At 62.2% G+C, this 26,198-nt stretch carries 18 protein-coding genes and 1 tRNA gene; 7 read left to right on the forward strand and 12 right to left on the reverse strand.

The features are described 5' to 3' along the window. Window positions 1-63 precede the first annotated feature (63 nt). Complete coding sequence (locus LDL32_RS02850; RefSeq protein WP_233064393.1) at window positions 64-1,254, forward strand: aromatic ring-hydroxylating dioxygenase subunit alpha; 1,191 nt, start codon at window positions 64-66, stop codon at window positions 1,252-1,254. Further along, complete coding sequence (locus LDL32_RS02855) at window positions 1,169-2,914, forward strand: choline dehydrogenase (protein WP_233064394.1); 1,746 nt, start codon at window positions 1,169-1,171, stop codon at window positions 2,912-2,914. The genes LDL32_RS02850 and LDL32_RS02855 overlap by 86 nt, the downstream gene beginning before the upstream one ends. A gap of 456 nt (window positions 2,915-3,370) precedes the next feature. Here the strand turns inward: LDL32_RS02855 and LDL32_RS02860 are convergent. After that, window positions 3,371-3,445, reverse strand: a tRNA-Val gene (locus tag LDL32_RS02860). A gap of 190 nt (window positions 3,446-3,635) precedes the next feature. On the opposite strand from LDL32_RS02860, the gene LDL32_RS02865 reads away from it, so the two are divergent. Then, a complete protein-coding gene (locus LDL32_RS02865; RefSeq protein ID WP_233064395.1) occupies window positions 3,636-4,499 on the forward strand; it encodes an N-formylglutamate amidohydrolase in 864 nt (287 codons plus the stop codon). A 39-nt stretch (window positions 4,500-4,538) separates the two neighbouring features. On the opposite strand, the gene LDL32_RS02870 is transcribed toward LDL32_RS02865, so the two are convergent. From LDL32_RS02870 to LDL32_RS02890, 6 genes are all read right to left on the reverse strand, one after another. Then, a complete protein-coding gene (locus LDL32_RS02870; RefSeq protein WP_233064396.1) occupies window positions 4,539-4,898 on the reverse strand; it encodes a YidB family protein in 360 nt (119 codons plus the stop codon). 217 nt (window positions 4,899-5,115) lie between these two features. Next, a complete protein-coding gene (locus LDL32_RS02875; protein WP_233064397.1) occupies window positions 5,116-5,802 on the reverse strand; it encodes an NUDIX domain-containing protein in 687 nt (228 codons plus the stop codon). 26 nt (window positions 5,803-5,828) lie between these two features. Continuing rightward, the gene (locus LDL32_RS17975; RefSeq protein ID WP_370636626.1) at window positions 5,829-6,626 is read right to left on the reverse strand and encodes a glycosyltransferase family 4 protein; all 798 of its coding nucleotides are present in this window, start codon (window positions 6,624-6,626) and stop codon (window positions 5,829-5,831) included. Beyond that, on the reverse strand, window positions 6,608-8,782 hold the full coding sequence (locus LDL32_RS02880) for a glycosyltransferase family 2 protein (RefSeq protein WP_370636627.1): 2,175 nt from the start codon (window positions 8,780-8,782) through the stop codon (window positions 6,608-6,610). The genes LDL32_RS17975 and LDL32_RS02880 overlap by 19 nt, the downstream gene beginning before the upstream one ends. Window positions 8,783-8,830: 48 nt before the next feature. After that, window positions 8,831-9,736: a DMT family transporter gene (locus tag LDL32_RS02885; RefSeq protein WP_233064398.1), complete on the reverse strand. Its 906-nt coding sequence runs from the start codon at window positions 9,734-9,736 to the stop codon at window positions 8,831-8,833. A 95-nt stretch (window positions 9,737-9,831) separates the two neighbouring features. Beyond that, window positions 9,832-10,329, reverse strand: coding sequence for an aminoacyl-tRNA deacylase (locus tag LDL32_RS02890; protein ID WP_233064399.1), 498 nt, complete (start codon window positions 10,327-10,329; stop codon window positions 9,832-9,834). Between the two features lie 930 nt (window positions 10,330-11,259). Here LDL32_RS02890 and LDL32_RS02895 point away from each other — a divergent pair. Further along, a complete protein-coding gene (locus LDL32_RS02895; RefSeq protein WP_233064400.1) occupies window positions 11,260-12,609 on the forward strand; it encodes an amidohydrolase family protein in 1,350 nt (449 codons plus the stop codon). A 370-nt stretch (window positions 12,610-12,979) separates the two neighbouring features. Here LDL32_RS02895 and LDL32_RS02900 read toward each other — a convergent pair whose 3' ends face one another. From LDL32_RS02900 to LDL32_RS02910, 3 genes are all read right to left on the reverse strand, one after another. Then, window positions 12,980-13,546 (reverse strand): cupin domain-containing protein, encoded by a 567-nt coding sequence (locus tag LDL32_RS02900; protein ID WP_370636741.1) that lies wholly within the window; start codon window positions 13,544-13,546, stop codon window positions 12,980-12,982. Between the two features lie 64 nt (window positions 13,547-13,610). Continuing rightward, complete coding sequence (locus tag LDL32_RS02905) at window positions 13,611-14,723, reverse strand: sorbosone dehydrogenase family protein (protein WP_233064401.1); 1,113 nt, start codon at window positions 14,721-14,723, stop codon at window positions 13,611-13,613. Between the two features lie 37 nt (window positions 14,724-14,760). After that, window positions 14,761-17,253 carry an HWE histidine kinase domain-containing protein gene (locus LDL32_RS02910; protein ID WP_233064402.1) on the reverse strand — a complete coding sequence of 831 codons (2,493 nt, stop codon included), beginning with the start codon at window positions 17,251-17,253 and terminating at the stop codon, window positions 14,761-14,763. Window positions 17,254-17,686: 433 nt separating this feature from the next. Here LDL32_RS02910 and LDL32_RS02915 point away from each other — a divergent pair, with 433 nt between their 5' ends. After that, on the forward strand, window positions 17,687-20,242 hold the full coding sequence (locus tag LDL32_RS02915; protein WP_233064403.1) for an EAL domain-containing protein: 2,556 nt from the start codon (window positions 17,687-17,689) through the stop codon (window positions 20,240-20,242). 366 nt (window positions 20,243-20,608) lie between these two features. Further along, window positions 20,609-21,712, forward strand: a complete 1,104-nt coding sequence (locus LDL32_RS02920; protein WP_233064404.1) for an amidohydrolase family protein — start codon at window positions 20,609-20,611, stop codon at window positions 21,710-21,712. 63 nt (window positions 21,713-21,775) lie between these two features. Here LDL32_RS02920 and LDL32_RS02925 read toward each other — a convergent pair whose 3' ends face one another. Then, a complete protein-coding gene (locus tag LDL32_RS02925; RefSeq protein WP_233064406.1) occupies window positions 21,776-22,990 on the reverse strand; it encodes an MFS transporter in 1,215 nt (404 codons plus the stop codon). Window positions 22,991-22,996: 6 nt separating this feature from the next. Beyond that, window positions 22,997-23,557 carry an isochorismatase family protein gene (locus LDL32_RS02930; protein ID WP_233064408.1) on the reverse strand — a complete coding sequence of 187 codons (561 nt, stop codon included), beginning with the start codon at window positions 23,555-23,557 and terminating at the stop codon, window positions 22,997-22,999. Between the two features lie 435 nt (window positions 23,558-23,992). Here LDL32_RS02930 and LDL32_RS02935 point away from each other — a divergent pair, with 435 nt between their 5' ends. Next, the gene (locus tag LDL32_RS02935) at window positions 23,993-25,321 is read left to right on the forward strand and encodes an ATP-dependent RecD-like DNA helicase (RefSeq protein WP_233064410.1); all 1,329 of its coding nucleotides are present in this window, start codon (window positions 23,993-23,995) and stop codon (window positions 25,319-25,321) included. Window positions 25,322-26,198 lie beyond the last annotated feature (877 nt).

Raw genomic sequence — 26,198 nt, forward strand, 5'->3', positions numbered from 1 at the left:
GAATGACGCAATATTGCACGGATCGGTCAATGACGCACGTCACTCTCAACATAAGCCGGACACATGACGGGACCGGCACACGATCACGACAGCACGGGAGAAGCAGGCATGGACGGTGCGGATCTGACATGGGATGCCGGGGCGCAGAAGGCGGGGTTTTCCCTGCCGGCACGCTTTTTTTATGACCGCGACATCTTCGAACGCGAATGTACGGACATCTTCTACAAATCGTGGCAGCTTGTCGCGCATATCAATGAACTGGACGGGCCGGGGGCGTTCGTCACACTCGACATCATTGACCAGAGCGTGATTGTCGTCCGTGGTGCCGATGGCGTGATCCGGGCGTTCCATAATGTATGCCGCCATCGCGGCAACCGCCTGACGGAAGAACGACGTGGCGTGAGCAGCGCCTTTGTCTGCGGATATCACGCATGGACATATGGCACCGACGGCGCATTGCGGGGCGCACCCAAGACCGATGCGATACCGGGATTCGACCGGTCGTGCTTCGGACTCGTGCCCGTTCGGGTCGAGGTCTTTGCATCCTTCATCTTCGTCAATCTCGACGACGGGGCGAAACCGATCACGGAAATGGCGCCCGGAGCGGAAGTGCTGATCCGTTCCCACATGCCGGATCTGGACACGCTGGAACTGATCGAGGAGGTGGATGTTCCCGTCGCCGCGAACTGGAAGGTGATCCAGGAGAACTCGATCGAAGGCTATCATTTCGAATATTCGGGACCCGAGCACAAGCAGCTGGCGAAGCTGATCGACTTTTCCGGATATCGGCTGACCCCGCATGGCGAGTGGTGGACCTATATCGGACCGCCGAAGCCAGGCACCACGGAGGCCTATGGCGTACCGCTGGAAGGCGCGACATGGCAGACGGACGGGTTCTTCAATTTCGGTCTGTGGCCAAATGCCACGCTCTATGTATTCCCGTATGCGGACATGGTCGGCACGTTCATCATGACACCGACCGGCCCCGAGACGTCCACCCTGCGCTTTGGCTATTACGGCCCGAAGGGGCGCGCGCAGTCCGAGGTGACAAAGGCCTGCGTGCGCTGGATGAACGAGGATCTGGGGCCAGAGGACATAAGGCTGAACGTCACCACCCAGAAGGGGCTGCGTTCACTGGGCTACCAGCATGGTGTCTACCTTATCGGTGATGGCGTCACGAACCGCAGCGAACTGCTCGTGCGGCATTTCCACCACCTGTGCCACCGCGCGATCAATGGTTCTTCCGGTGCGTGAGGCCAGCTACGACTATGTCATCATCGGCGGTGGATCGGCGGGCTGCGTGCTTGCCGCGCGGCTGACCGAGGATGAAGCCTGCACGGTACTGCTGCTTGAGGCAGGCCCTGCGGACCGGAGTTGGCGCATCCATATGCCGGCAGCGATGGGCAGCCTGCTGTCCTCCGATCGTTTCAACTGGGCGTATGTCTCCGATCCGGAACCCTATCTGGACGGACGCCGCCTTTCGCATCCGCGGGGGCGGGTGCTGGGTGGTTCCTCGTCCATCAATGGCATGGTCTATATCCGTGGCCATGCCCGTGATTACGACCTGTGGGCGCAGGGTGGTCTCCGTGGCTGGAGTTATGCGGACGTGCTGCCCTATTTCCGGCGGGCGGAGGGGCATATGCACGGACCGGACCCATGGCATGGGGGGGATGGCCCACTGGCCGTACAGGCGCCCGATCCGGCTGCTACCGTGCTGGGTTCGGCCTTTCTTCAGGCAGCGGCAGAGGCCGGCTATCCGCTGAGCAGCGATGTCAACGGGGAACGGCAGGAAGGCTTTGGCCGGATCGATCGGACCACGCGCCGGGGGCGGCGGTGGAGTGCCGCCCGGGCCTATCTGCATCCCGCCATGGCGCGACCGAACCTGACGGTGCTGACCGGTGCGCAGGTCAGTCGCGTCAATATCCAGGGCGGTCGTGCCACCGGGGTGTTGTATGTCCGGGGCGGCCAGTCCGTCGTGGCGCAGGCACGGCACGGCGTGATCGTGTCGGGCGGTGCGATCGGATCGCCCCAGCTCCTCCAGCTTTCGGGCATCGGCGCGCCGGATGACCTCCATCGTGCAGGGGTGGCGGTACGGCATGAACTGCCGGCTGTAGGCGCGAACCTGAATGACCATCCGGATATCGTGATCCAGCATCGCTGCCTTCGCCCGGTATCGCTTTATGGCGCCAGTCACGGAATACGAAAGATCGCAACCGGTCTGTGCTGGTTTCTGGGCGGCCAGGGCAATGCCGGATCGAACCATTTCGAGATCGGGGGCTTCCTGCGTTCGCGCGCCGGGGTGGAATTTCCGGACCTGCAGGTCACGTTCATGCCGATTGCAATCCGTCCGGGCTCGGTTGATGATGTGGGGGAGCACTCCTATCAGGTCCATATCGACCTGATGCGGCCAAAAAGCCGGGGCCATGTCCGTATTTGCTCAGCGGACCCGGCCATGCCGCCCTCTATCGTGTTCAATTACCTTCAGGACCCACGTGACCGGGATGACCTGCGCCAGTCGGTGCGGCTGCTGCGGGAGATTCTGGCCCAGCCTGCGCTTGCCCCCTATCGTGGTGCGGAACTTGAGCCCGGACCATCGGTCCAGACCGATGCGGAAATCGATGCCTGGGTCCGTCAGGGCATCGAGACGTGTTATCATCCGGTCGGTACCTGCCGCATGGGGCCCCGGGCCGATGGATCATCGGTTGTGGACGGATCGTGCCGGGTACATGGCCTTGCGGGTCTGTGGGTGGTCGATGCGTCGGTCATGCCCGAGATTGTCAGTGGCAATACGAACGCACCAACGATCATGATGGCCGAAAAGGCAAGTGACATGATTCGTGGCCGCGCGCCGCTGCCAGCGTTGACCGATGTGCCGGTCCATATCGCCCCCGACTGGGCAACGGCACAGCGCTGAGGGGAATTTAACCCGGCTGCCTTACAGGATACGCGTGCAAAAGGAAAAAGGAGATGGAAGCAAAAAGCACAAGGCTACCTTCGACCGCATGCACCACACCAGCCGTCTGGCGTCTGCATGCGGCGCATTCCAGCCCAATGGAGCGATACCGCACCGGCTTCATGTGCCCACTCTGTAATGCCGCCTGTTCCGGTTACTGGAAACATCCCCCGGTACACTGACACGGATGGCATTTCCCGCATCGGCATGTACGTGGGAACGTACACTCTAATGCCATGTCAGATGTCGTGGGTTGGGTTTTATAAGGGGATGCGCCGTGGGTACAAGCCAAAAATACTCCACGGATTTTCCACAGATCGGGACAAATTTCCGTAGACAGGAATAGACACAAATGGATAACCCCTCCAAGGGATTATCGCGCATACCATCGGTTTTTGGCTGTTTCACGGATGCTGTTGGTGGGCGCAACAGGGATTGAACCTGTGACCCCTACCATGTCAAGGTAGTGCTCTACCGCTGAGCTATGCGCCCACCAGCAGCATCGGTGAACAGGCTTTTACTCATCCCTTCAGGGGCATGCAACCCCCATTTTGAAAAAAATCACATTGACCAAAAAGCAGCCTGCTGTCCCTATGGCAGCCATGTGCCGTCCTGCTTTTTCACCATGGTCCTGCCCGTTCCGCATGTGGCTGCCTGTCCGCCAGGGCATGGGGTGGACCGCATGAGCGAATGCGCCATTCCTCCGTTCCATATCGTGGAGCCAGACGGGGCCCAGGCACCGCTTATTGTCGCATCGGCACATTCGGGACGGAATTACACCGACGCGTTTCTACGCATGTCCCGGCTTGGCGCCCACGCCCTGCGCCGGAGCGAGGACTGTTATGTGGAGCAGTTGTTCGAAGGCGCCCCCCGGCAGGGAGCGACCCTGCTGCATGCAACCTTTCCCCGTGCCTATTGCGATGCCAACCGCGAAGCATGGGAACTGGATCCCACCATGTTCCGTGATCCGCTGCCCGACTGGTGCAACACCACCAGTCACAAGGTGCGTGCCGGTTTTGGCACCATCGCGCGGATTGTCTCGCGTGATGGGCCGATCTATCCCCGCGCGCTCCCCTTCAGTGAAGCCGAGGCCCGTATCCGTACCTGCTGGCAGCCCTATCATGATGCGCTGGCGCACCTTGTACATGACAGGCTGGCGCATCATGGCCGCTGTATCGTGCTTGACGCCCATTCCATGCCCGTAGCACCGGGGCGGGGGAGGCAGTCTGATTTCGTGCTGGGTAATGCATGGGGCACGGCATGCACGCCGCAACTGACCGGTATCGTGGAACACACGTTGACCAGCCACGGTTATGCGGTGGCGCGCAACGTGCCGTTTGCAGGGGGGTATGTCACCCGTCATTATGGTCGGCCGCGCCGCGGCGTACAGGCGCTGCAGCTTGAAATCAGCCGTGCCCTGTACATGGACCAGACGACCCTGCAGCCGCATGCCGGCTTCACATCGCTCCAGACCGTGCTGATGGATGTCGTGACCAGCATTGTGCGGCATGGCGGGATGATGGCCACGCAGCAGGCGGCGGAATGAACGGTGCGGGACCGGCCGGGGCGCGGTCCCGCTGGCTGGTCATGCCGTTTTGGGGGGCTCGCCCGCCGGGGTCTGGGTATTGACGGCTTCCGGCAGCAGGTGGGCCAGAACCGGCAGGATGGTTGCCGCGGGCAGGCCGGTCTTGTCCACCATGGCCTGCACCTGCTGGTTGCTCAGCAGGCTGCGCAGTTCATCGGTCGAGATGGGCAGGTTGTGGCCATCACCGATCCATGAGCGGACCTTGTCCCCAAGTCCGGCCTGATCCGCCTGGGTCATCAGGGAGGTGATGGTCGCCGGGGTCAGCAGTTGCGACAGGTAGGAATGCACCTGCTGCGACAGGCCTGTCGAATCAGCCAGATCGCTCAGCTTGCCCATGACGTCATTGAAGATACCGCTCATCGTGCTTTTTTCCCGTCTCTCGTTACAACTAATGAAGGACTATACTACATGATGTACAGTTATGTGAAATCTCTATAAAAAAAGGATAAAAAAAAGCGGTGCATATGCACCGCTGAGTTTAGGGAGGAAACGTCCAAGAAGCAGGTGTACTAGACAGTCTGCTTCCTACCCTTATGCTATTCCTCACGGGGTTGTGTCAACAAGAAAAAGCGATGATCTATTGTCGCGCATGGTACAGATGCCATGAGAGCAGGGTCTTGGCATCCGTCATGCCGATATGGGGCAAATGGTCAAGGTCGATCACATGCAGCCGGATGTGCTCATGTTCGCTGGCAAGGCCGGTCTGGCGGTTAGCGAGCCGACGGGCCAGGGGCTCATCAATATGCAGTTCAGCGAAATAAAGGCCGATCGCCTCGTCACACCCGCCGGGTGAAAGCCAGACCTGCGTCAGCGCCACAAGATCACGCTCATGCACCCGCAGGTCGGCGCCAACTTCTTCCGACAGTTCGCGCAGGGCGGTGCTTTCGAACGCACCACCATCAAGCATGCCGGCCGGCAGCGCCAGCAGGTCAGGCCGGGCAATGGGAACACGGGCCTCGCAGGTCAGTATGGTGCGGTCAGGGTAACCGGGGCATTTCAGCACCAGCAGGACGGATACGGAATCCCCGCGCAGTAGTGCGAGACCGGGTACGGGCTGGCCATCATGCAGGGCGTCGGCCTCGACCAGTATGAAGCCCATGCGGGTGGGGCCAAAGGCCACTGCATCGCGCACCATGACATGGCGCAGCGTGAAGCGGGCGCGCATGCCTTCATGCCAGCGGCGAAAATGGGGGGCGGCCAGCACGCGGGCATGCATGGCCGGGTCCATGCCGGGGGCAAAGGAAATATCACATGTCGGGTCCATGGGGTCTCCCTGCGCGGCCTGTGCCTTCAGCCGTGCTGCGTGAACACCGCCTCCATGATTTCGGCCATGCGGGCGCGATAGTCCTGCGGTGTGTGTTCCGTGGCAATGCGCCTGAGCGCGTTGTCACGCACCGTATCCCACAGTTCGTGATCCTGATAGAGCCGGACGACCTGTTGTGCAAAGGCGGCGGGGTCTGTCACGTCAGCGCAGAGCATGTCCTGCCCGTCCTGCCAGCCTGCCTGTCGGCACAGCAGGTGCGAGCCGACCACAGGCAGGCCATTTGCCGCCGCCTCATGCAGTTTGTAGGCAATACCGGCTGCAAAGCGGGTAGGGGCCACAAATACGCGATGATGGTCGTAAACAGGCGCGGTATCGGCAACCTGCCCCAGCAGGTTGACGTGGCGATGGCGGCGCAGGGGCCCCAGATCCACGCGCGGGTTTACGTGGCCACACACGCCAAGGCGTATATCCGGTCCAAGCGATGCCAGCAGCAGGGGCAGTACCTCACCACTGAACCAGGCAAGGGAGTCCAGGTTGGGCGCGGCCCGGTCATGCACGGCACCCAGGAACAGGATATCACGCCGCGCGGCCCATCCCGGCCCGGTGGCGCGGGGCACCTGCATGTGCCCGAGCACCGATACATTATCGAACCCGGCCTCATGCAGCAGGTCTGCCTCGGCCCCGGTCACGGCCACGACCCGGCTGGCCAGGAACAGTGGCCGCAGTTCCGCCTCCAGTCGCTGGGCGAATGGCTGGGCAGGGGTCAGGTTGTGCAGGCGGGCCTGTTCCTCATCCCGGCAGGCGGCTATGGCTTCGGTATCCACGATGATGCGTCTGGAAGGAAGGCTGCGGCATTGTTGAGGATGCTGGCCACACGCGCGGCATTGTGCGTGCGTGCGATCCAGATCGCGTCAAAGCACCCTGCCCGCGCATTCAGGAAATCGGGCAGATCGGGCAGTTCGCGGTCATGGATGATTTCCACGCCGGGCGGGAACGATGCGGCAAGTGTCGCTGCGTCCTCTATGGGGCGGAAGATCGGATAGACCGTGACCTGATAGCCCAGTTCAGCCAGCGTGGCGATGATATCGTTAGAGCGGGTGAACCCGGAGCCTAGGTGGCGCAGGGGCAGCCTGTCCTCAATAAACAGGATGTGCCGCTGGCCACCATCGGCATGACGCGCACGGGCCTGTAGCGCGTCATGGCGCAGCAGCTTGCGCCGCAGGGGGCGGGCATGGGTGCGGGTGAACAGTGCACTGTTGCGGGCGATCAGCCTGGCGGCACTGGTGGAATCCGACGTGCCGCATTCATAATGCACCAGGCAGACGGCAGGGTCGTACATTATGGTGTAGCCCAGCATGCGTATCCTTACGCACAGGTCCGTTTCCTCAAAATAGGCGGGGGCATAGCCTTCATCAAAGCCCTCCAGCACCCTGAGCACATCCGTCCGCACCATGAGGAACACGCCGGAACAGAAATCCACCGCGCGCACGAACCCGGCCTCCGGCACGGCGGGATGGGCATCGCGCATGTAGCCCTGTACGGAGCCGTCGCGCCATATGATGCTGCCCGCTTCCTGCAGCATGCCATGGGTGCGGACCACCCGCGCACCCACGGCGCCCGTCGTGTCATCCGCCCCGAGACGGGCCAGCGCGTTGGCAATCGCGCCGAACTGCAGGTCCACGTCATTGTTCAGGTACAGGGTCGCTGGCGCGCGCACCCGTGCCAGCGCCGCGTTGCATCCGCGCAGGAAGCCGATATTGCCCGCAAAGCGCAGGACCTCGATCCCTCTTACATGCTGCTCGATGCTGGCCACGCCATCACGTGAACCGGAATCCACCACCAGTACCTGCATGGGGCCGTGATGGTTCGCCCGCAGGGAGGCAAGGGTGGACATGGTCATGGCGAACTGGTTGTGGGCGATGATGATCACGCTCAGTTCCGGCGGCGCATCGCTGCTGAAGTCGATCCGCCCACCCAGCAGCAGCGGCAGGCGCACCGCGCACATGTGGCGGAACAGGGCGCGCGCCTGCTCCTCCGTCACCGGGGGGGGCGGGGGCGGACGTAGGTCCGGGCGGGTGACAAGATAGTGGCCAAACCCGTCGCGTGCCCGTCCGGCTGCTATGTCCGCCTGGACCGCGGGAATGCGCATATATTCCGCCAGATCGAACATGGAGCATGGCTTGCGCTGTTCAAACACCCCGTCAGCCAGGAAATGGGCGTAGCCATTGCGCAGTTCACCGCATTCCACCGCAGCCAGCACATCCGGATTGACGGCACCGTAGAAGGATTCCGAAAAGAATGGCCCCGGGTCAAACGCAACGGGGGTTGTATTGCACAGATAGTGGTGCAGGGCGCTCTGCCATTCTCCCCGCTCCATTTCCGCCTGTACGCCGGGATAGGTCTGGACATACCATTCCGCGTCGAAATACACCGATACCGCCTTGTCCATGACGGTGGGCATGCCACGCAGCATGTAATCCACGAATGGGTGGGCCGCGGCATCCCGCCCGCTTCCAGGCACGAGGGCAAGATAGGCTGCCGGATCGAAAAAGCAGGATCCGGTACGCATTTCGCCATCACCCGCGCGCAGGTAATGGTCATAGCCGTTGCGGTAGCCCTGGCTGTCCATCATGGCCAGCGTGACATCGGGATAGGTGGCGCGATAGGCCTGTTCATCAAACAGCCAGTGCGGGCTGTGGGTCCGCAACCCGACCTGCAGGTAATGCGCAAATCCGCTGCGCCATGCGCCCTGCGTTATGCCATCGGCCACTTCGGGATAAGTGGCGCAATACCAAATTTCATCAAAGAACGCATTGGGCGAATGGCCCAGCGTCGCGCCATGCGTGTCATAGAACTCATGCGCGGACGCGGCGTCCACCCCCATCATGTCCAGCACCGGGGCATAGCGCGCGCAGTACCAGGCGGGGTCGAACACGGCCCATCGGGCAGCCATTTCCGCATTGGTGGAGGAAACAGCCATCATGCATCCCTGTCATCAGTCATGGACAGGGTTTATGTGGCACAGATATTAATTTTTGATTGGTGCCGCCCGCCCGCGTGTGGGGTGCCCCCATGTATTCATGACCAGAACCCCCGCCATCACGATCATGCCGCCGCACAGGGTCCGCAGGCTCGGCACCTCGTCCGTCAGCATGAAGGCCAGCACCATGGCAAGCGGTGGCAGCGTGTACAGCAGCGCCGACCCGCGCGCCGCCCCCATCTGCCCGATCACGAACGTCCATGCCCCGTAGCCAAGGGCCGCGGGAAAGATGGCCAGTTCGAACACCGCCCCCCTGCACGACCATGACGCATGGGCCATGGCTGCGCATGCCCGTGGCAGCCAGGGCAGCAGCAGCGCCGCACCGATGACAAGGATGTAGGCCATGCAGGTCAATCCGTCATAACGATGCAGGAGCTGGCGGAGCAGGATGATGTATGTGGCCGAGCACAGTGCCGCAGCCAGCACCAGCATCGCGCCGGAGCCGAATGCGATACCCCCGGCCTGTCCCGCCGCGATCACGCCCACCCCGGAAAAGCTGAGCAGGGAACCGATCCAGCCCCAGCCGGTCAGCCGCTCCCCCAGCACCGGCATGGCGATCAGCGCGGTCATGAGCGGGGCGGATGCAATAAGCAGGCTGCACGCCCCGGCCGATACGGTCACCTCGCCCGCATTGAACAGGCTGTTGTATAGCGAAATGCCAATACCCGCACATGCCACGAGCCGGGGAACATCCCGCGCTGCGGGAAGGGAGGCACGCCTGTATGCCAGCCAGGCAATGGCAATGATTGCCGCCAGGGCATAGCGTATGGACGCCAGCGGTACGGGCGGCATGTCACGCAGCGCGATCCGCACCACGGGATAGGCACTGGCCCAGGACAGGATGGCCGTCGTCACGGCAAGAGGCAGGAGACGGGCGGACAGAGTCGTGTTCATGCCCGTCGCATAGCAGCAATCCAGGCGGCGGGATATCGGCTTGACGCGACACGGAACGCGCAGGCAGCCAAGTATGCATTCGGGGCCGGAAGTGTCTATCCTGCCGCAGGGGCAGGTGGGGCTGAAATGTCGGCTACCTTTGCGTCCACCACCTTCTGCGCATCGACGGGGGTGATGCGTACCACCAGCCCCCGGTCGCCTGCATTTATATAGACATGGGGCTGGTCCATCGCGATATCGGACAGCACGACGGGCAGGGGCGTCGCCTGTCCGAACGGGCTGGTGCCACCGGAGCGGAAGCCGGTCAGCGCAGCGGATTTTTCCGGTGCCATCATGCGTGCGTTACGACCGCCGAACAGGGCCGCCACTTTCTTGAAATTGACCTTGTGGTCGGCGGGCACCACAAGGCAGACGGGGATGGTGCGGTCCACTTCCACCACCAGTGTCTTGAGCACACAGGCCGGGTCCACCCCGATGGAGGATGCCGCCTGCATGCCGATCAGCCCGCCGCCAGGTGCATATTCATAGTCATGCACCGAAAACGGTACGCCATGGCTGGCAAGAAACCGCGTTGCACTGGTCTGTTCCGTCATGTCGGGTCTCCCGCCGCCTGATTGCGGACCTGCCTGCAAAATGTGCCAGCCAGGATAAAATAGCACTCCGTGCCATGCAATAGCCGCAACCGGCCCGGCCGCAGGATGGGAGCCCCAGAGGTGCAGGCCAGGGAGATTGCGATCACATAACAGCGAAGTGGTGATTTTTTGGATCGGAATTGCAACCACAAGTAGCCAGTAGGAGAAGAACAGTGAATATTTATTATCAGTCTGTTGATTATACGAGACTATATTCGTCCTGTTCAAAGCGGGAGCGGTCCGCATTTCATGCTTTAATGGCCGTATGCCTGATTTCAAACACATTCATGAAATATTTCCCAATAAAAGAAGTGAAGGGAAACAGGTAATTTTCCATCATCGTTAATATAACAGTTACAGAAAACCTTTACGTTAAAATACCCCGGTCGGGTTTGCGAAGGGTTTTTCATCCAGACCGGATATGTACTGTATTGCTGGACTTATGGTATAGGAAATAATGCCTAAGAAGGGCGTGGAAATAGTCAGGGAATGGCTGAATATCGCCATCCATGTCGTATAAAGTTTATGGCCTGTTAAGTCCAAATTAAACAATTCCTTGATTGATCCCGTTCATGACGATCACATGGTGCCTGATGATGAGTGAATTATGTGTCGGCTTTATTAAATGTTCATAATATGAACAGCAGAACAGACAATTTCCGTACTGCATTTCTTTAACTTTTTACAATCCGGGGTTGTCTTGTCCTGTATTCCAAAAAATATTCTTGTCTATACATATGGACATGCTGCCGTGATGATGGCATGTTCCGAAAAAATACATACATAAATTACTTAAGTGATGTTTGACGTTCATATCTCCGGCAACCGGAGCAGCAGGGGGAAGACAGACGCAGGCCCCCTGCGAGAGGACTGGAGTAACCTGGTTAAGTAATGATAGATATTCTGATCTGTGATGCCCATCTATACCTTGACCGTGACTGGGAAATTGCCAACGGCTGGATCGCGATCGAAAAGAACCGCATCCATTCCGTTGGTGGCCCGGAACAGCCACGTCCTGATGCCGCGCGGGTCATAAACGCGCGCGGTCGTCTGGTCACGCCGGGACTGGTCAATGCCCATCACCACATGTTCCAGAACCTGACGCGTGCCTATGCTCCCGTTACGCGCAGCAAGCTGTTTGCATGGCTGGAAATGCTGTACCCGCTATGGGCCCGACTGGATGAGGAAGCGACGTACCTGTCCACCTACATCTCCATGGTGGAACTGCTGCTGGGCGGGTGCACGACGTCCATGGACCATATGTACGTGCATCCGCGTCCACGACTGATCGATGCCCAGTTCCGTGCCGCGCGCGAGATCGGTTTCCGCTTTTATGCCACGCGGGGCTGCATGACCCGCTCGGAGGAAAACGGAGGCCTGCCCCCCGCAGATCTGGTGCAGGACGAGGATACGATCATGGCCGACTGCGAACGGCTGGTCAGTGCGTTCCATGATCCCGCGCCCGGGGCAATGGGGCGGCTGGCGCTTGGTCCGGTCTCGCTTTTTTCCGCATCGGAACAGATCATGCGCGACTGCCTGACCATGGCGGAGCGTGATGACCTGCGCCTTCATACTCACCTTGCGGAAGATATGGAGGAGGATGATTACAGCCTGAGTGTATATGGCTGCACCCCTACCGAACATTTCGAACGGGTGGGCTGGGCTACGCCGCGCGCATGGGTGGCACATTACATCTACCCGTCCTCATCCGAGGTCACCCGTCTTGCCCGTGCCGGGGTGAGCATGGTGCAGTGCCCCAGTTCAAACATGATGATCGGCAATGGCAGCGCCGATGCGATGCACCTGCGCGAGCAGGGCATGCAGGTCGGGCTTGGTACGAACGGTTCGGCCACGACGGACCATGCCTCCATGTGGATGGAAGCACGCAATGCGATGCTGCTGGGGCGCATCCGCAACGGGCCGGCCTCCATGGGTGCGCGTGACGCACTGGACATGGCGACCCGTGGCGGCGCCACCTGCCTGGGATGGGAGGATGAGATCGGTCACCTCCGGCCGGGTGCCTGTGCGGATCTGGTGATATGGCAGGCGACGGAGGTTGCCATGGCAGGTGCGATGACCGATCCGGTCGAGGCGTGGCTGCGCTGCGGGCCGGTAGTAGCGGGCACGACCATCGTAAACGGCAAGGTACTGGTGGAAAATGGCCAGCCCCTGCAGGCTGGCCTGGCAGAGACGCTGCGCCAGCATGCCCGGCAGGCAAGGCGCATACAGAACCTGGACTGACGCGACTGCGACCATCCGCCGGGGGCGGGTTGTGCCGGGGGATGGTCCGCCTGCGGGCGATCCTGCCTCGATGATCATGGACCATGGGCCATTCCCGTGCAGTCATATCATGCCGGGTACGTGACCCGGCCAGACTTGGTGGTCATGCCGGTCATGGACCGTTTCCATCATGGGCGCATGGTTTGATCCGCAGACTGTCGTCGCGGCATGGCATTGAGGCACCAGACTGCACACTGTCACCATAACCTGTTGAACAGACGGGATAAATCCGGATCTTCATTTTTTGTCCACAGGGTTATCTTTCTGAATATCCCCGGAATCTGTGGATAAGATATCCGTGCCCATGATTTTGAGAACCCGGATTCCTGCGTCAATGGTAGCGGCAGGGCTGGTTGGCAATCGGTGCGCTGGCGGACTGGATCACCATGAGCGTAACCGGTCCATCACCGATATTGCCGGCATCGTGGCCCTTCCGCCCACGATAGGGGCCGGTTGCCATGGGGTGGACATTCTGGTCTTCGCCAAACAGGATATCGCCCGGTCCCATCTCGACACGGGTACCGTCCATGGCACGGACGTACCACCGCCCCTGCAGGGGTACGATCCATTGCGGCCGGGGGTCCGGGTGCCACATGCCGTTCCAGTGGGCGGGCTGCACGGTTATCATGACAGTGGCCACCTGTGGCGCCATGGGGTCCTGCCATTGGGGGCCGGCGGGGGGCGACATGCTTTTCAGGAAGAAATCATGAATCGGGCAGGTCGCGATATGGCTGATCCCTCTGTCATCCGTCCATAAATGCCGGTACAGCCGCTGGGGTGGCGCCGGCTGGGTGGTATCAGGCAGGGCGGCGGGCCTGGGCTCCGCCGGAGGTACGGTCGCGTGCGCGGCAGGGGCGGACAACATGGCCATGATGCAGGCCACGGGCAGGATGGACATGCACAGGCGCATGACATTCTCCTCAGGCTTGTTGAAAAGACGACAGGCGGAAGCGGGTCTCGCGCTACCGCGCGCCAGAAGGACCGTAGCGCAGGCGATAGACCGCCCCCAACAGATCATCGCTTATCAGCATTGACCCGTCGGGCAGGGGCAGGACATCGGCCGGGCGACCCCATGCGGTCTGACCCTGACGAAAACCGCTTACCAGCACCGTAGGTGCCTGGGGTGTGTTGTCTGGTCCGAAATGCACGCTCACCACCTGATAGCCCGAAAGCTGGCTGCGGTTCCATGATCCGTGTTCGGCGATCATGAGATTGCCGTGATAGGCGGCCGGAAAGGCACTGCCTTCATAGAACCGCAGGCCAAGTGCAGCCACATGCGCGCCCAGCAGCAGGGCAGGGGGCGTGAATTCGCTACACGCATGCCGACTGCCGAATTCAGGATCGGGTATGTTACCCTGGTGGCAGTAGGGATAGCCAAAGGACTGACCAGATGTATCCAGCCGGTTCAGTTCGTCAGATGGCACATCATCGCCCATCATGTCCCGCCCGTTATCGGTAAACCACAGCGTGTCCGTGCCCGGCTGCCACGTGAAACCGACCGTATTGCGGATTCCGAACGCCACGTCACGCCGGTCCGTACCGTCGGGGGCCATGCTGATCAGGCGGCCATATTCATGTCCCACGTCGCAGATGTTGCACGGTGCGCCTATGGGCACATACAGCCGGTTATCCGGACCGAAGGCAATGAACTTCCATGAATGGTCACCATCGCGATAGGGCAGGCCGCTGACCACCACCTCCGGTTTCGGTGGCGTGTCAAGATGATCCTCGATCGCGCGCAGCACCACGATCCGTTTCGTGTCGGACACGTACAGGTCGCCATCATGGTAAGCGACACCAACCGGCATATCCAGGCCATGGGCAATGGTACGTACCCTGACCGGACCACCCCCATCAACACCGGTCAGTGCATACACCACGCCTGCCGCCCTGGTCCCCACGAAAATCGTGCCCCGCGCGCCCCGCGCCATTGCACGGGCGTTGGGCACATGGTCGGACACCAGGCTTATGGTAAACCCCGGGGGGACCCGTAGCTGATCCATATGCGGGGCGGCATGGGCCAAGGCAGGCATGCACAGGCCCAGCATGGCGCAGGCGACACGCAGAGAGGTCATGAACGGTTCTCCGTTGCGATGATCGGAAACAGGCCGGTCAGGATATGATCTGGCGGATCCGCTCCGCCAGGGCCATGGCGGAATAGGGCTTGCGCTCCACCGGCACGTCACGCAGTTCAGGCGGGATCATGGTGCGGTCGGCATAGCCGGTGGCGAATATGAAGGGTACCCCACGGTCACGCAGCGTCCTTGCGATCTCCACCGAACTTTCACCGCCAAGGTTCACGTCCAGTATCGCCACATCGGGCAGGCGCGCCCGGATTGCGCTCAGCGCTTCATAGACCGAGGCTACGGTACGGACCTGCCCGATATTCATTTCCTCTATCGCCCCCTCGGCTTCCATCGCGATCAGGAACTGATCCTCCACCAGCAGAATGTCGGCATCAAGCACTGTGGTCTCCTTTCTCTGCGGCGCAATGGCGGGAATGGCCGTATCGGGTTCCGGCGGAGTGGCCGGGGCGGTCCGGACATGGCGGGCGGGCAGGTTTAGCGTGACCGACACGCCACCAGGTCCGTAGTCGACATCCGTCGTGCCCCCCAGTTCATGCGGGAAGCCGCGTTCGATCAGGACGGAACCGAAGCCGCGCCGCATCCGCGGAACCACCGCCGGGCCGCCGCTTTCACGCCAGTGGATGCACCATGCATCACGGGTCGCATCAAATGACCACATGATGTCCACCCGCCCGCGCGCGTGACTGAGTGCACCGTATTTGACGGCATTGGTGGCCATTTCATGCACCACCAGCGCCAGTACGGACAGCGCCTGACCGGTCAGCCAGATGCGCGGCCCGCTGCATGTGACGAAGCAACGCTCACGATACGGGGCAAGTTCCGCATCGAGCAGGGCATCAAGCAGGCCGCCGCCCTCGCTGCGCACCGCCTGATCATGGGCAAGACCCAGCGCGTGTATGCGCCCGCGCAGACGGCCCACATGCTCGGCAGGGGTACTGTCCGGCTCGATGGGCTGACTGACCAGCGACTGCACGACGGACAGGATATTCTTGACCCGGTGGTTCAGTTCCTCGTTCAGCATGCGCTGGCGCAGGTCGGCGGTGGCGCGCTCGCGTAGTTGCAGCTGGTGGTATGCGCCCATCACCTCAATCAGTGCGGAACGGACCAGCCCCGCAGCCTCCAGGTCATCACCCGACCATGGCAGGCATTCCTGCGTGACCTGCTGGGTCCATATCTCGAAACCGTTGCGCGGGCCGAAATACACGTCATCCGCTTCCCTGTGTGGCGGGGCGCCCGGGTCGGCGCTCCATTTCAGGGTCCGCACCACCTCGTTACGGAAGACCAGCAGATAGTCTCCCGGCTGGGATGAAATGGGGACGATCATCACCCCCGCCGCCTGCGCTGCGTAACGGGAGGCATCCGGTACCTGCGCGCAGAGCCTGGCCGTATGCCAGATCTGGGTACCCGCGCGGGTCCGGGCCAGTTCCAGCATGGCAGGCATGGCATCAACCGGGGGATGCGCGCCATGATAGGTCCATTGCCCGGCCACCCATAGTGCCGCGCCATCGCATTGCGTAAAGGTCAGCATGGCAGGCAGGTGCGCCATGAGATAGGCGGGCATGTCCGCCACGGGGGCCGCGCCTTTCAGGAAATTCTCGATCAGTGCATGGGTCTGGCGCGTCATGAGCAGCCGCTTGGTACGCAGCAGGTTGGTGATCTGGAGCGACAGGAATTCACCAAACATGCGCGCGATGATGCGTTCGCTCATGTTGAGCACGCGCGGGCCGTGATGATGAGCCGCGATCATGCCCCACAGCCGCCCGTCCACCATGAGCGATACGGACACGCACGCCCCGACACCCGCACCACGCAGATAGGTGCAGTGGGCCGCCGTGCCGCTGCGCAGGTGGGTATGCGACAGGTCGGCCGCCTCCATCCCGGCGGGAGAGACAAGGGGAACGGACCGGGCATCAACATCGCCAATCACGCGAATGAGATTGGTGCTGTACAGCCTGCGCAGGGGGTCGGGCATGCCCCCGGCCGGAAAGTGCTGGCCCAGGAAGCTTTCCAGCGTGGGGACATGGTATTCGGCTTCCACCCGGCCTGACCCGTCCTCGGCAAAGCGGTAGAGCATGACCCGGTCATAACGTAGCACGCCAGCCACCAGCCGGACCACGGTGCGGAACAGACGGTCGAAATCCGTTATCTCGCGGATGCGGTCGATCATGGTCCGAAGGTGTGAAAGATAGTCCCCGTCGCGGTCCATGCCGACGGCGGGTTCCCATTCCAGCATGATCTCGCGGCCTGCCGTATGGATCGCCACGTCATGGCAGCCCCCGCCCGGCAGCTTCTGGCCAAAGACCAGGGCAGGGCGACGATGGGCCTCCCCATGGGTGGCGAGGGCATTGCGGATGTTATGGGTCGCCTCGCGCCCGATAAGGTCGGACAGGCACTGGCCGGACTGCAGGTCCGGGCGACCAAGGTGGCCGGGTGCGTTGGCTGACCAGCGCACGACGTGCTCCAGTCGGGCATCACATGCCAGCAGCCAGCCATGTGGCTGGATTCCGCGATCAGGCATGCGGCGGCCCCGTCATCGTGCACACGGTACACCATGTGCGATATGCCCAAACTCGTGCCATGCAGGCTCCCACGCAGGCCGGTGGCGGGACAGGCACGCTACCGGCATTATGCCACCCGCGCATGCACGACCGCGCGGCTGGGCAGACCCGCCACCATACTCCGCCCGGGCGCGGGCGCACAGATCACTTTTATGTGCCGCATTCGGCCCGTGGTGGCGGGGCCTGCGGCCATCCGTTGCGTGGCCGCATACATGCGCATGAGATACATTATTTCCGGCATGCAGCCATACACGCTTTGTTAACGCCCATGGGTGCATGAAACATCATGCTGGCTGTCACTCATTACAGTGACCCGGAACACACTTGAATCAGGTGTCACATTTCAGCTTCCTCCCCCCGTTCGCTTTCAGCCAGCAGGAGACCAACAGTCAAATGCCCCGCGACATGATAGACGACATGCAGGTTACGGTCCTGCCCGCGCTGGAACAGACCATTCTTGGCGTTGTCCTGATTGATGAAAACAACACCGTCACCTTTTTCAACAAGGCGGCGGAAGGCCTGTGGCACTGCGTGCGCCAGGATGTGATCGGCCGCAACGTCAACATCCTCGTGCCACGCAACATCCGTTCCACGCATGATGACCTGATCCGCCACAACCGCGAGACCGGGATCAACAAGATCGTTGGCACCAGCCGCGAAGTGCTGGTCGAACGGTTTGATGGCACGACCTTCTGGGCCAATCTTTCGCTCTCGCGCATCGCGGTGGATGGCAAGATCGGCTACATGGCGCTGATCCGTGACATATCGCAGGAAGTGGATGACCGCGAGAAGATCCGCCTGCTTTCGCTGGTCGTGCGCGAGACGGATCGTGGCGTTGCCATTCTGGACCCGGAATTCCGCATCATCTATGTCAACCGCGCGTTCAGCGACATGTTCGGCTTCGGCCCGGAGCGGGTGACGGGGCACGGGCTTTCGGTCATCCTGGCAGGCGATACGACGGATATCGGCATTCTCAACCAGTTGCATGAAGGTGCGCGCAACGCACGCGGCTTCACGCTGGACATCCGTGCCCGCCATGCCAGCGGGCGTGATATCTGGGTCTCGGCCGCGATGAACCCGGTCTTCAACAATGAAGGCGACATCGAGAACATCGTGGTCGTGCTGACCGACATTACCGAACAGCACTTCCTTGACAGCCTGCAGCGCGACACGCTGGAGGCAATATCAAGCGATCTGGGCCTGCATGAGGTACTGGACTTCATCTGCCGCCGCATCGAGCACTACATTCCCGATGTCATGCCCGCCATCTATCTGGTGGAAAAGGATGACCGGCTGAAATGCAAGGGCCGTGCCAGCCTGCCGCTCTCGCTGGTCAAGCTGTACGACACGCTGCCCATCGGGCCGGAGGCCGCGTGTTCAGGCATTGCCGCCAGCACCGGTACCGTGGCCGAAAGTCCCGATATTGCCCATGACCCGCGCTGGCACCACCTGCGCGAACAGACGCTGCATAACGGCATCCGCGCCGCCCGCGCCACCCCCATCATACTGCGTGACAACCGGGTGGCGGGCGTGTTTACCTGCTATTCGCGCACTGACCTGCTACCCGACGCCGCCTGCCAGAAGGCCGTGGCCACCAGCCTGCACCTGTGCACGCTGGCCATAGAACGGCACGAGGCGAAGGAGCACATCAACCGCCTGTCGGATTTCGACCTGCTGACCAGCCTGCCCAACCGTCGTTGGCTGCGCCAGAACATGGCCCGCATCCTGCGCCGCGCCGTGCGGGGCAACATCATGCTGCTGACCGTGGGCGTGGACAACTTCAAGCATATCAATGACGTGTTCGGCCACACGGCGGGCGATGAGCTGATTACCCAGATCGGGGGCAAGCTGCGGGAGGCCATCTCGATCGATGACACGCTGGTGCGCAGCGGCGGCGACCAGTTCACCATCGTGACCAACGGCGAACAGCAGCATGCCTCCACCCTCAGTGCCGCCATCCTGCGCGGGCTGGCGGTGCCCACTCATATCGGCGATGTGCCGGTAAGCCTTTCGGCCAGTCTGGGCGTTGCCGTTCATCCCGAAAACGGCGAGGACGGCGACACCCTGCTCAAGAACGCCGAGACCGCCATGTTCCAGCCCAAGGCCAATGGCGGCGGGCACTGCTGCTTCTTCAGCCCACGCATGAACCAGCAGGCCAGTGACCGGCTGATCCTGGCGGCCGCCCTGCGTGATGCGATCGCCCATGACCGGCTGCGCCTGTTCTACCAGCCGCAGGTGCATGCGTGCAGCGGGCAGCTGTACGGGGTGGAAGCGCTTTCCCGCTGGATTGACCCGTCACTGGGCTTTGTCTCGCCCGCGCGCTTCATTGCCGTAGCAGAGGAGACGGGACAGATCGAGGCAATCGGCAAATGGTCGCTGCGGGCGGCATGCCGGCAGATGGCGCAATGGATACGCGACGGGGTGGAGGTGCCGGTGGTTTCGGTCAACCTTTCGCCGCTGCATTTCCGTGACGAGACCCTGCCCCAGTTCGTAAGCGAACTGCTGGCTGAAACCGCCATTCCGCCGCACAGCCTGACCATAGAGATTACCGAAAGCACCATGATTGACAATTACGACCGCACCATCCGCGTGGCCCAGCGCCTGCGTGAAATGGGGGTTGGCATGTCGATGGATGATTTCGGCACCGGCTTCTCCAGCCTGTCCAACCTTGCGGGTCTGCCGGTGAACGAGGTGAAGATCGACCGCAGCTTCATGACCGGGCTGGAAAGCATAGAAAAGGTGCGCGCCGTGGTGATGGCGGTGGTGCGCATTGGCCAGAGCCTGGGCATGACCGTGGTGGCCGAGGGGGTGGAGCACGAGGAACAGCGCCGCCTGCTGGCCGAAATGGATTGCGACGTGCTGCAGGGCTACATGTTCTCCAAGCCGCTTCCGGCGGAAGAACTGGCCGCCTGGTTCGCGGCATACCAGCCAAGCGGCATGACCGTATAACCGGCACGGGCCATCGGAGCATGGTACCGGCGCTGCGCATATTGCCCGGCCGGACCATGAACCGATGTGGATGATTGCCCGCCAGCAGGGGCCCGCCATCGGGGCAAGGCTGGTAGGGAAGTGCCGGCCGCGTTCAGGCCGTCTGCCCCGACCACGCACGGCATGCACAGGCGGATAACGGGGAAGAGGAAATCACGTTTACAGGCTGGTCCCTGCAGCATGCGCCCTTGTCATGGTCGCATGCCGGGCCGCATGGCATCGTGCCAACGCCAGCCTTTCCATTGCATCTACGGTATGGCGTTGCAGGCCATGGTGGTTTAACACGTTGGTCACGCATTCACCCGCCAGAACAGGGAACGCCGCTACGTGAACATTGATGGCCACCTCGTACTGCCTGACCGGGTCATGCCCGGCCGCATCATGTTCGACACAGCAATTGCCGATGTAAGACCCCTGGTGCACGTACCCGACCGCTACATACTGCCGGGCTTCATTGATGGCCACGTCCATGGCGGTGGCGGGGCGGATACCATGGACGGGGTGGACGCAATCCGCCACATGGCCATGTTCCACATGGCGCAGGGCACGACCACGCTCCTGCCCACCACCATGACCGCACCGTGGTCCGATATCATGGATGCGCTGCATTGTGTGGCTGATGTCATGCGCACCGGCATCCATGGCGGTCCCTCCATTCCCGGCGCACATCTGGAGGGGCCGTTCATCAACCCTCACAAGCTGGGGGCCCAGCCACCTTTCACGCAGGTACCCGGTCTTGCGCGTATGACTGCCGTGCTCCGCACGGGGGCTGTCAGGGTGGTTACGCTGGCGCCCGAGATCGAACATGCGGAAAGCGCCATCCAGGCCTTTGTTCAGGCAGGAATCCGGGTCAACATCGGCCATACACTGGCCGATCATGAGCAGACGGAACGGGCGATATGCCTGATATGCGGCCCTGGAGGCACGGCAGGCGGCACCCATCTGTTCAATGCCATGCCGCCCATTGCCGCACGCGCTCCCGGTCCCGCCACGGCGCTGATGTGTAACGACGTGACATATGCTGAAATGGTGTTCGATACCCATCATGTCCATCCCGCGCTGTTCCGTCTTGCCCATCGGGTCATGGGCAACCGCCTGGTGTTCGTGACGGATTCCATGCGTGCCACGGGGGCAGGCGAAGGGCCCAGCTCGCTGGGCGGGCAGGAGGTGATGGTGGCCGATGGCGTGGCGCGACTGGCCGATGGCACGCTGGCGGGCAGCGTACTGACACTGGACCAGGCACTGCGCAATGCCCTTCAGGCCGGTGCCTCGCTGCCGCAGGCCGCAGCTCTTGTCAGCACGCATGCCGCCAACTGGCTGGGTCTGCACGACCGCGGCGCGCTGCTGCCCGGGCGCCGGGCGGACATGGTGGTGCTTGGCCCCGACCTGATGGTGCAGGAGGTCTGGGTTGAAGGCCAGCGCCGCGCCTAGCGCCGGTCGACGTCCCGCCCGATGATGGCAGTGCAGCCGTGCAACAGGCAGCGGGAAGGGCTCCTATGCGCGCCGTCGCCTGCGCGCCATCACCACCAGTGCGGCGGCAAAGCCGGATGCGGCCCCCAGCCCCAGCGCCCAGCGCGGGCCGAAATGATTGGCCACCCAGCCCATGATCGGCGCACCCACCGGCGTGCCACCCATGACAACCGCCAGCCGGATGGCCATGACCCGCCCCCGCATTCCGGGTGCGGCTGCAAGCTGCATGAAGCTGTTGGTGCTGGTTGTAAGCGTAAGGCTGGCCATGCCCACCACGGCCAGTGCCGCGCCGAACGGCAGGTAACCCGGCGCGAGGGCTGCCATCAGGCAGCCTCCCCCGAAAAACAGCGCGCCCGTGCATACGGTACCGAGCGTGACCTTCTCGCGCCCCGCCGCCACCACGGCCCCCGCCATGGTACCCGTGGCCATGATGGCGGTCAGCAGCCCGTAACCACCCGCACCAACATGGAACACGCCGACCGCCATGGTGGAAATGAAGATGGGGAAGTTCAGCCCGAACATGCCGATCAGCAGCAACACCAGCACGATGGTCCGCAGGTCATGCTGCGTCCATACATAGCGGAACCCGGCCATGATCTCACGCCCGCCGCCCTTCGCCCGCACGGGCACCACCCGGTCACGCAGCATGGCCAGAGAGGCCAGCACGGCAATGAATGACAGTCCGTTGAGCACGAATGCCCACCCCGTGCCAATGGCGGCAATGCATGCCCCCGCCGCCACCGGACCCAGCATGCGCCCGGCGTTGAAAGACACGGAATTGAGTGCCACCGCGTTGGGCAGGTCGGCTTCAGGCACAAGTTCGGATACAAAGGTCTGCCGCACCGGCCCGTCAAATGCGGCGACGGAGCCAAAGGTGAAGGCGAACAGGTAGACTTCCCACATCCGCGCGGCCCCACTTATGGTCAGCGCGCCCAGCCCCAGCGCCAGTACGCCCATCAGGCCCTGTGTGAGCATAAGCAGCGCGCGGCGGTCAAAGCGGTCGGCGGCGTGGCCGGTCCATGGCAGCAGCACAAGCTGCGGCGCCATCTGGAATGCCATGGTCATGCCCATGGCCGTTGCGTCATGCGCGGTAAGCTGGGTCAGGACCAGCCAGTCCTGCGCGGTGCGCTGCATCCATGTACCAATATTGGATACAACCGCGCCCGTCGCCCAGATCGCGTAATTGCGCTGGCGCAGCGAGCGGACAACCCGCGCACCATAGGGAAAGGACAGGGGCAAGACCGGTCAGCCCCACAGTGGCGGCAGATGGGCCAGAATGCCGGTGCTCGAACCCGTCTGGCCTGTTACGGGGAAAATGCGGGTCATCGCATTTTTGTGCGATACCGCGTCCATATCGGTCATGGCATTGGTGGCGAAGGTCGTGCCGAAGCCCAGTTCGTAATCCTGCCGGCGTGTGGCCTCCACTCCCATACTGGTGGAAATGCCTCCCGGGACAAGTTGCGTGCCCTGCCGCGCGCGCAGCTGTCCCTCCAGCGTGGTATCGGTAAATGCATCAGGGGTCCGTTTGGCAACACGATGGTCACCCGACCGGGGGGCATGGGCGGGATCGGTTTCCGCCCGGTCCGGCGGCAGGTCACGCAGAGGGAAACCTTTCTCCATCCGTCCGGGCGGCTTTCCCGGCACAACCGGCAGCCCATGGGCACGGAAGGCCGTAACCAGCGGGGCGGCATGGGTCTGCACATCTTCCACCCGCACGGGCTCACGGGCGCTGCCAAAGGCGGTAATGCCCTTCTGCAGGTCAACAAGGACCAGGGCAGTACGGGATTCGAGGGCAGTGATGGGCATGAGGACTCCGGTTTCAGTGCGGGATCGGTTCCAGTTCCGTGCTGGCAGGGGTGTGGCTCCCGCTTTTGGGCGACCACAGGGCGATGACATGAGCCAGACAGCCCACACGCGCCCGTTGCAACCACATGGTCATGAAATGCCCAAAGGAAGACCCGCCATCTGTCCGGCGCCTGAACCAACTGGTGGCGCCCACCGGGGAAAAGACGGGCGGGAAGGAGAACTGCCTGCCATGGACGCAGCCTTTGTGGACCATCGGAGGAACACCTGTAAAGGTTGCCTTGGTATCAGGCCACCCGTCAAGCCTGGCCATGTATTTGTACTGGCCCGGACGCGCGAGGCAGCCTAAACAGGTTGCCCAACTCTTTGCACGGATCCAAGGAAACCACCTGGCCCCATGGCCCCCGAACCCGTCCATTACCCCTGTCCGGCTGCCTTATGTCCCGCACGGTCCTGACCCCCTGCCAGGAGCGTGCACTGGCGGAAATACTGGCCGCACGCAGCACCTGCGCAACACATCTGCTGACCGGCTATGCGGGCACGGGCAAGACCACGCTCATGCAGCAGGTCGCCCGCGCCTTGCGCAGGCAGGGGGCAGAAGTGGTGTTTACCGCCGCCACCCACAAGGCCACGGCGGTGCTCAAGGCGCGGGTGGGCAACCTGGCGCCATGCCGCACCATTCATAACGTGCTCTCGCTCCAGCCCTCGGCGCAGGAGGGGCGCGAGGTGCTCCAGCGTGCCGATCGGCCCGAGCCGATCACGGCGGATGTCATCATCATAGATGAATGCAGCATGGTTGGCGCGGGCCTCATGCGCTGGGTGCGCGAACTGGTGCCCGACCGTTTCGTACTGTTCGTGGGCGACCCGGCGCAGCTTCCGCCGGTGGGCGAGACGATCAGCCCGTCCTTTGCCATCCGATCCGCCTCGCATCTGGAAACCGTGGTACGGCAGGCGGCGGGAAACCCGCTTGTCGCGGCGGCGACCAGCATACGCGAAAGCCAGGGTGGCCCGATGGACTGGTCATGGTGTCGCGCCAGCCATCATGATGGCGCGGGGCTGTTCGTACCGCGCACGCCCGATGCGTGGATGCAGCGTGCCTTCACATCCGATGAATTCCGCGCCAGCAGCGATGCGTTCCGCTATCTGTGCTGGACCAATGCGCGGGTGGAGGCGGTCAACCGCACCGTGCGGCGCTGGGTGCATGGTGGCGACACGCCCACGCCCTTCATGCCAGGTGAGCGCGTGATCACCCGCGTCCCGGTACTGGATGTGGAAGGCCGCCGCGTAATGGTGGCCACCAATGAGGAAGCGGAAATAGCCGACATCCGTCCATCCGTCCTGCGCCATGCCTTTCCGGCTACATCAAAGGTAGCGGGGTGGACCACGGAACTGCCGGTTTATGACGTTGTGCTGCGTACTCTGGCGGGTGATGAGACACCCGTGCCCATCCTGCGCCCCGGCGCCGACATGGCTGCCATCGAGCGCCGCCTGAAAAACGAGGCCGCGAGCGAACGTGCGCGCTGGCAGCACCGCTTCGTGTTTCGTCGCGGCATCGGCCAGCTGCAGGCCGTCTATGCCATGACAGTGCATACCGCGCAGGGCAGCACTTTCGGGCGCGTATTCGTGGATGTGGGGGACATTGCGCGGCGAGCCGCCAGCAACGTGCTGGAAGCCCAGCAGCTGCTGTACGTGGCTGCAACCCGCCCTGCCACCGCCATGATCCTGACCGGCCTCCATACGGACGGGCAGGGCAGGGGACGGGAATAGGAAGCAGCTGCACGCCATGACAGGAAACCTGCTGCGTCGTAGCACCACGGATCGGGCATGCAGGAAAGGACTTTCCGGCCCGGGTGGGTCCTATCATACTGAGCATAAAGCCGTATTTACGATTTTGTGTTCTCCCTCAATTCCATGAAGCTTTCATGAAATCTTAAACTGTTTGTCCGATATTTACGGCTCATGGTCAGTAACTGAAGTCGGTATGAATGCCCCGCTTTCCGTATCGCATGCGACCCCGAAGGCCGGATGCACAGCAAATTCGGTCCAGTAACGGAAAGATGGTTTTTCAAATCCGGAAGCCCATTACTGTACAATACTGAACCATGAAGGCCTGTATGCTGACCACGCGGGCATACGGCGCCGCCCCTGTCGTGCCACGGGCACACAAACGGGGGCAGACAGGCTGCCCCGGGCCCATGGGTCCGGTGGTAACAGGCGAGGCAACGCAACGGACACGCAGGCCGGACAGGGCACACACCCATCCGGCGCGGAGGAGACGAAACAGGACGGCCCCGAACCGAACAAGCGCTGCAGACCGCGCGGGCCGGCCCCGATTTATGTCAATGCGCCGTGCTGCGGAATGTGGAAAATATTCACGCCTGGCCGCCGCGCGGAAATACTTCCGGGAAAACAGCAGTTATTGTTTCTTTTCCGGAATCACATGCGTCTGACAGACTTCCTGGCTGCCGTGGCCGTAAGGCCGGGTGCCCTGCGTGCCGTTTATAATTAAAAGAAAGAATAAAGTATGCGTAAAATATAACAATACGGCGTACTTATGCTGCATATATTTTACAAATTAACTTATGGCAAAAATGTGTCATGAGTAGCAAACGGTCGCAATCCTGTTGGAAGCCAGAAATAAATT

It is taken from the genome of Komagataeibacter sp. FNDCF1, from assembly GCF_021295335.1.
In the GTDB taxonomy this organism is placed as follows: domain Bacteria; phylum Pseudomonadota; class Alphaproteobacteria; order Acetobacterales; family Acetobacteraceae; genus Komagataeibacter.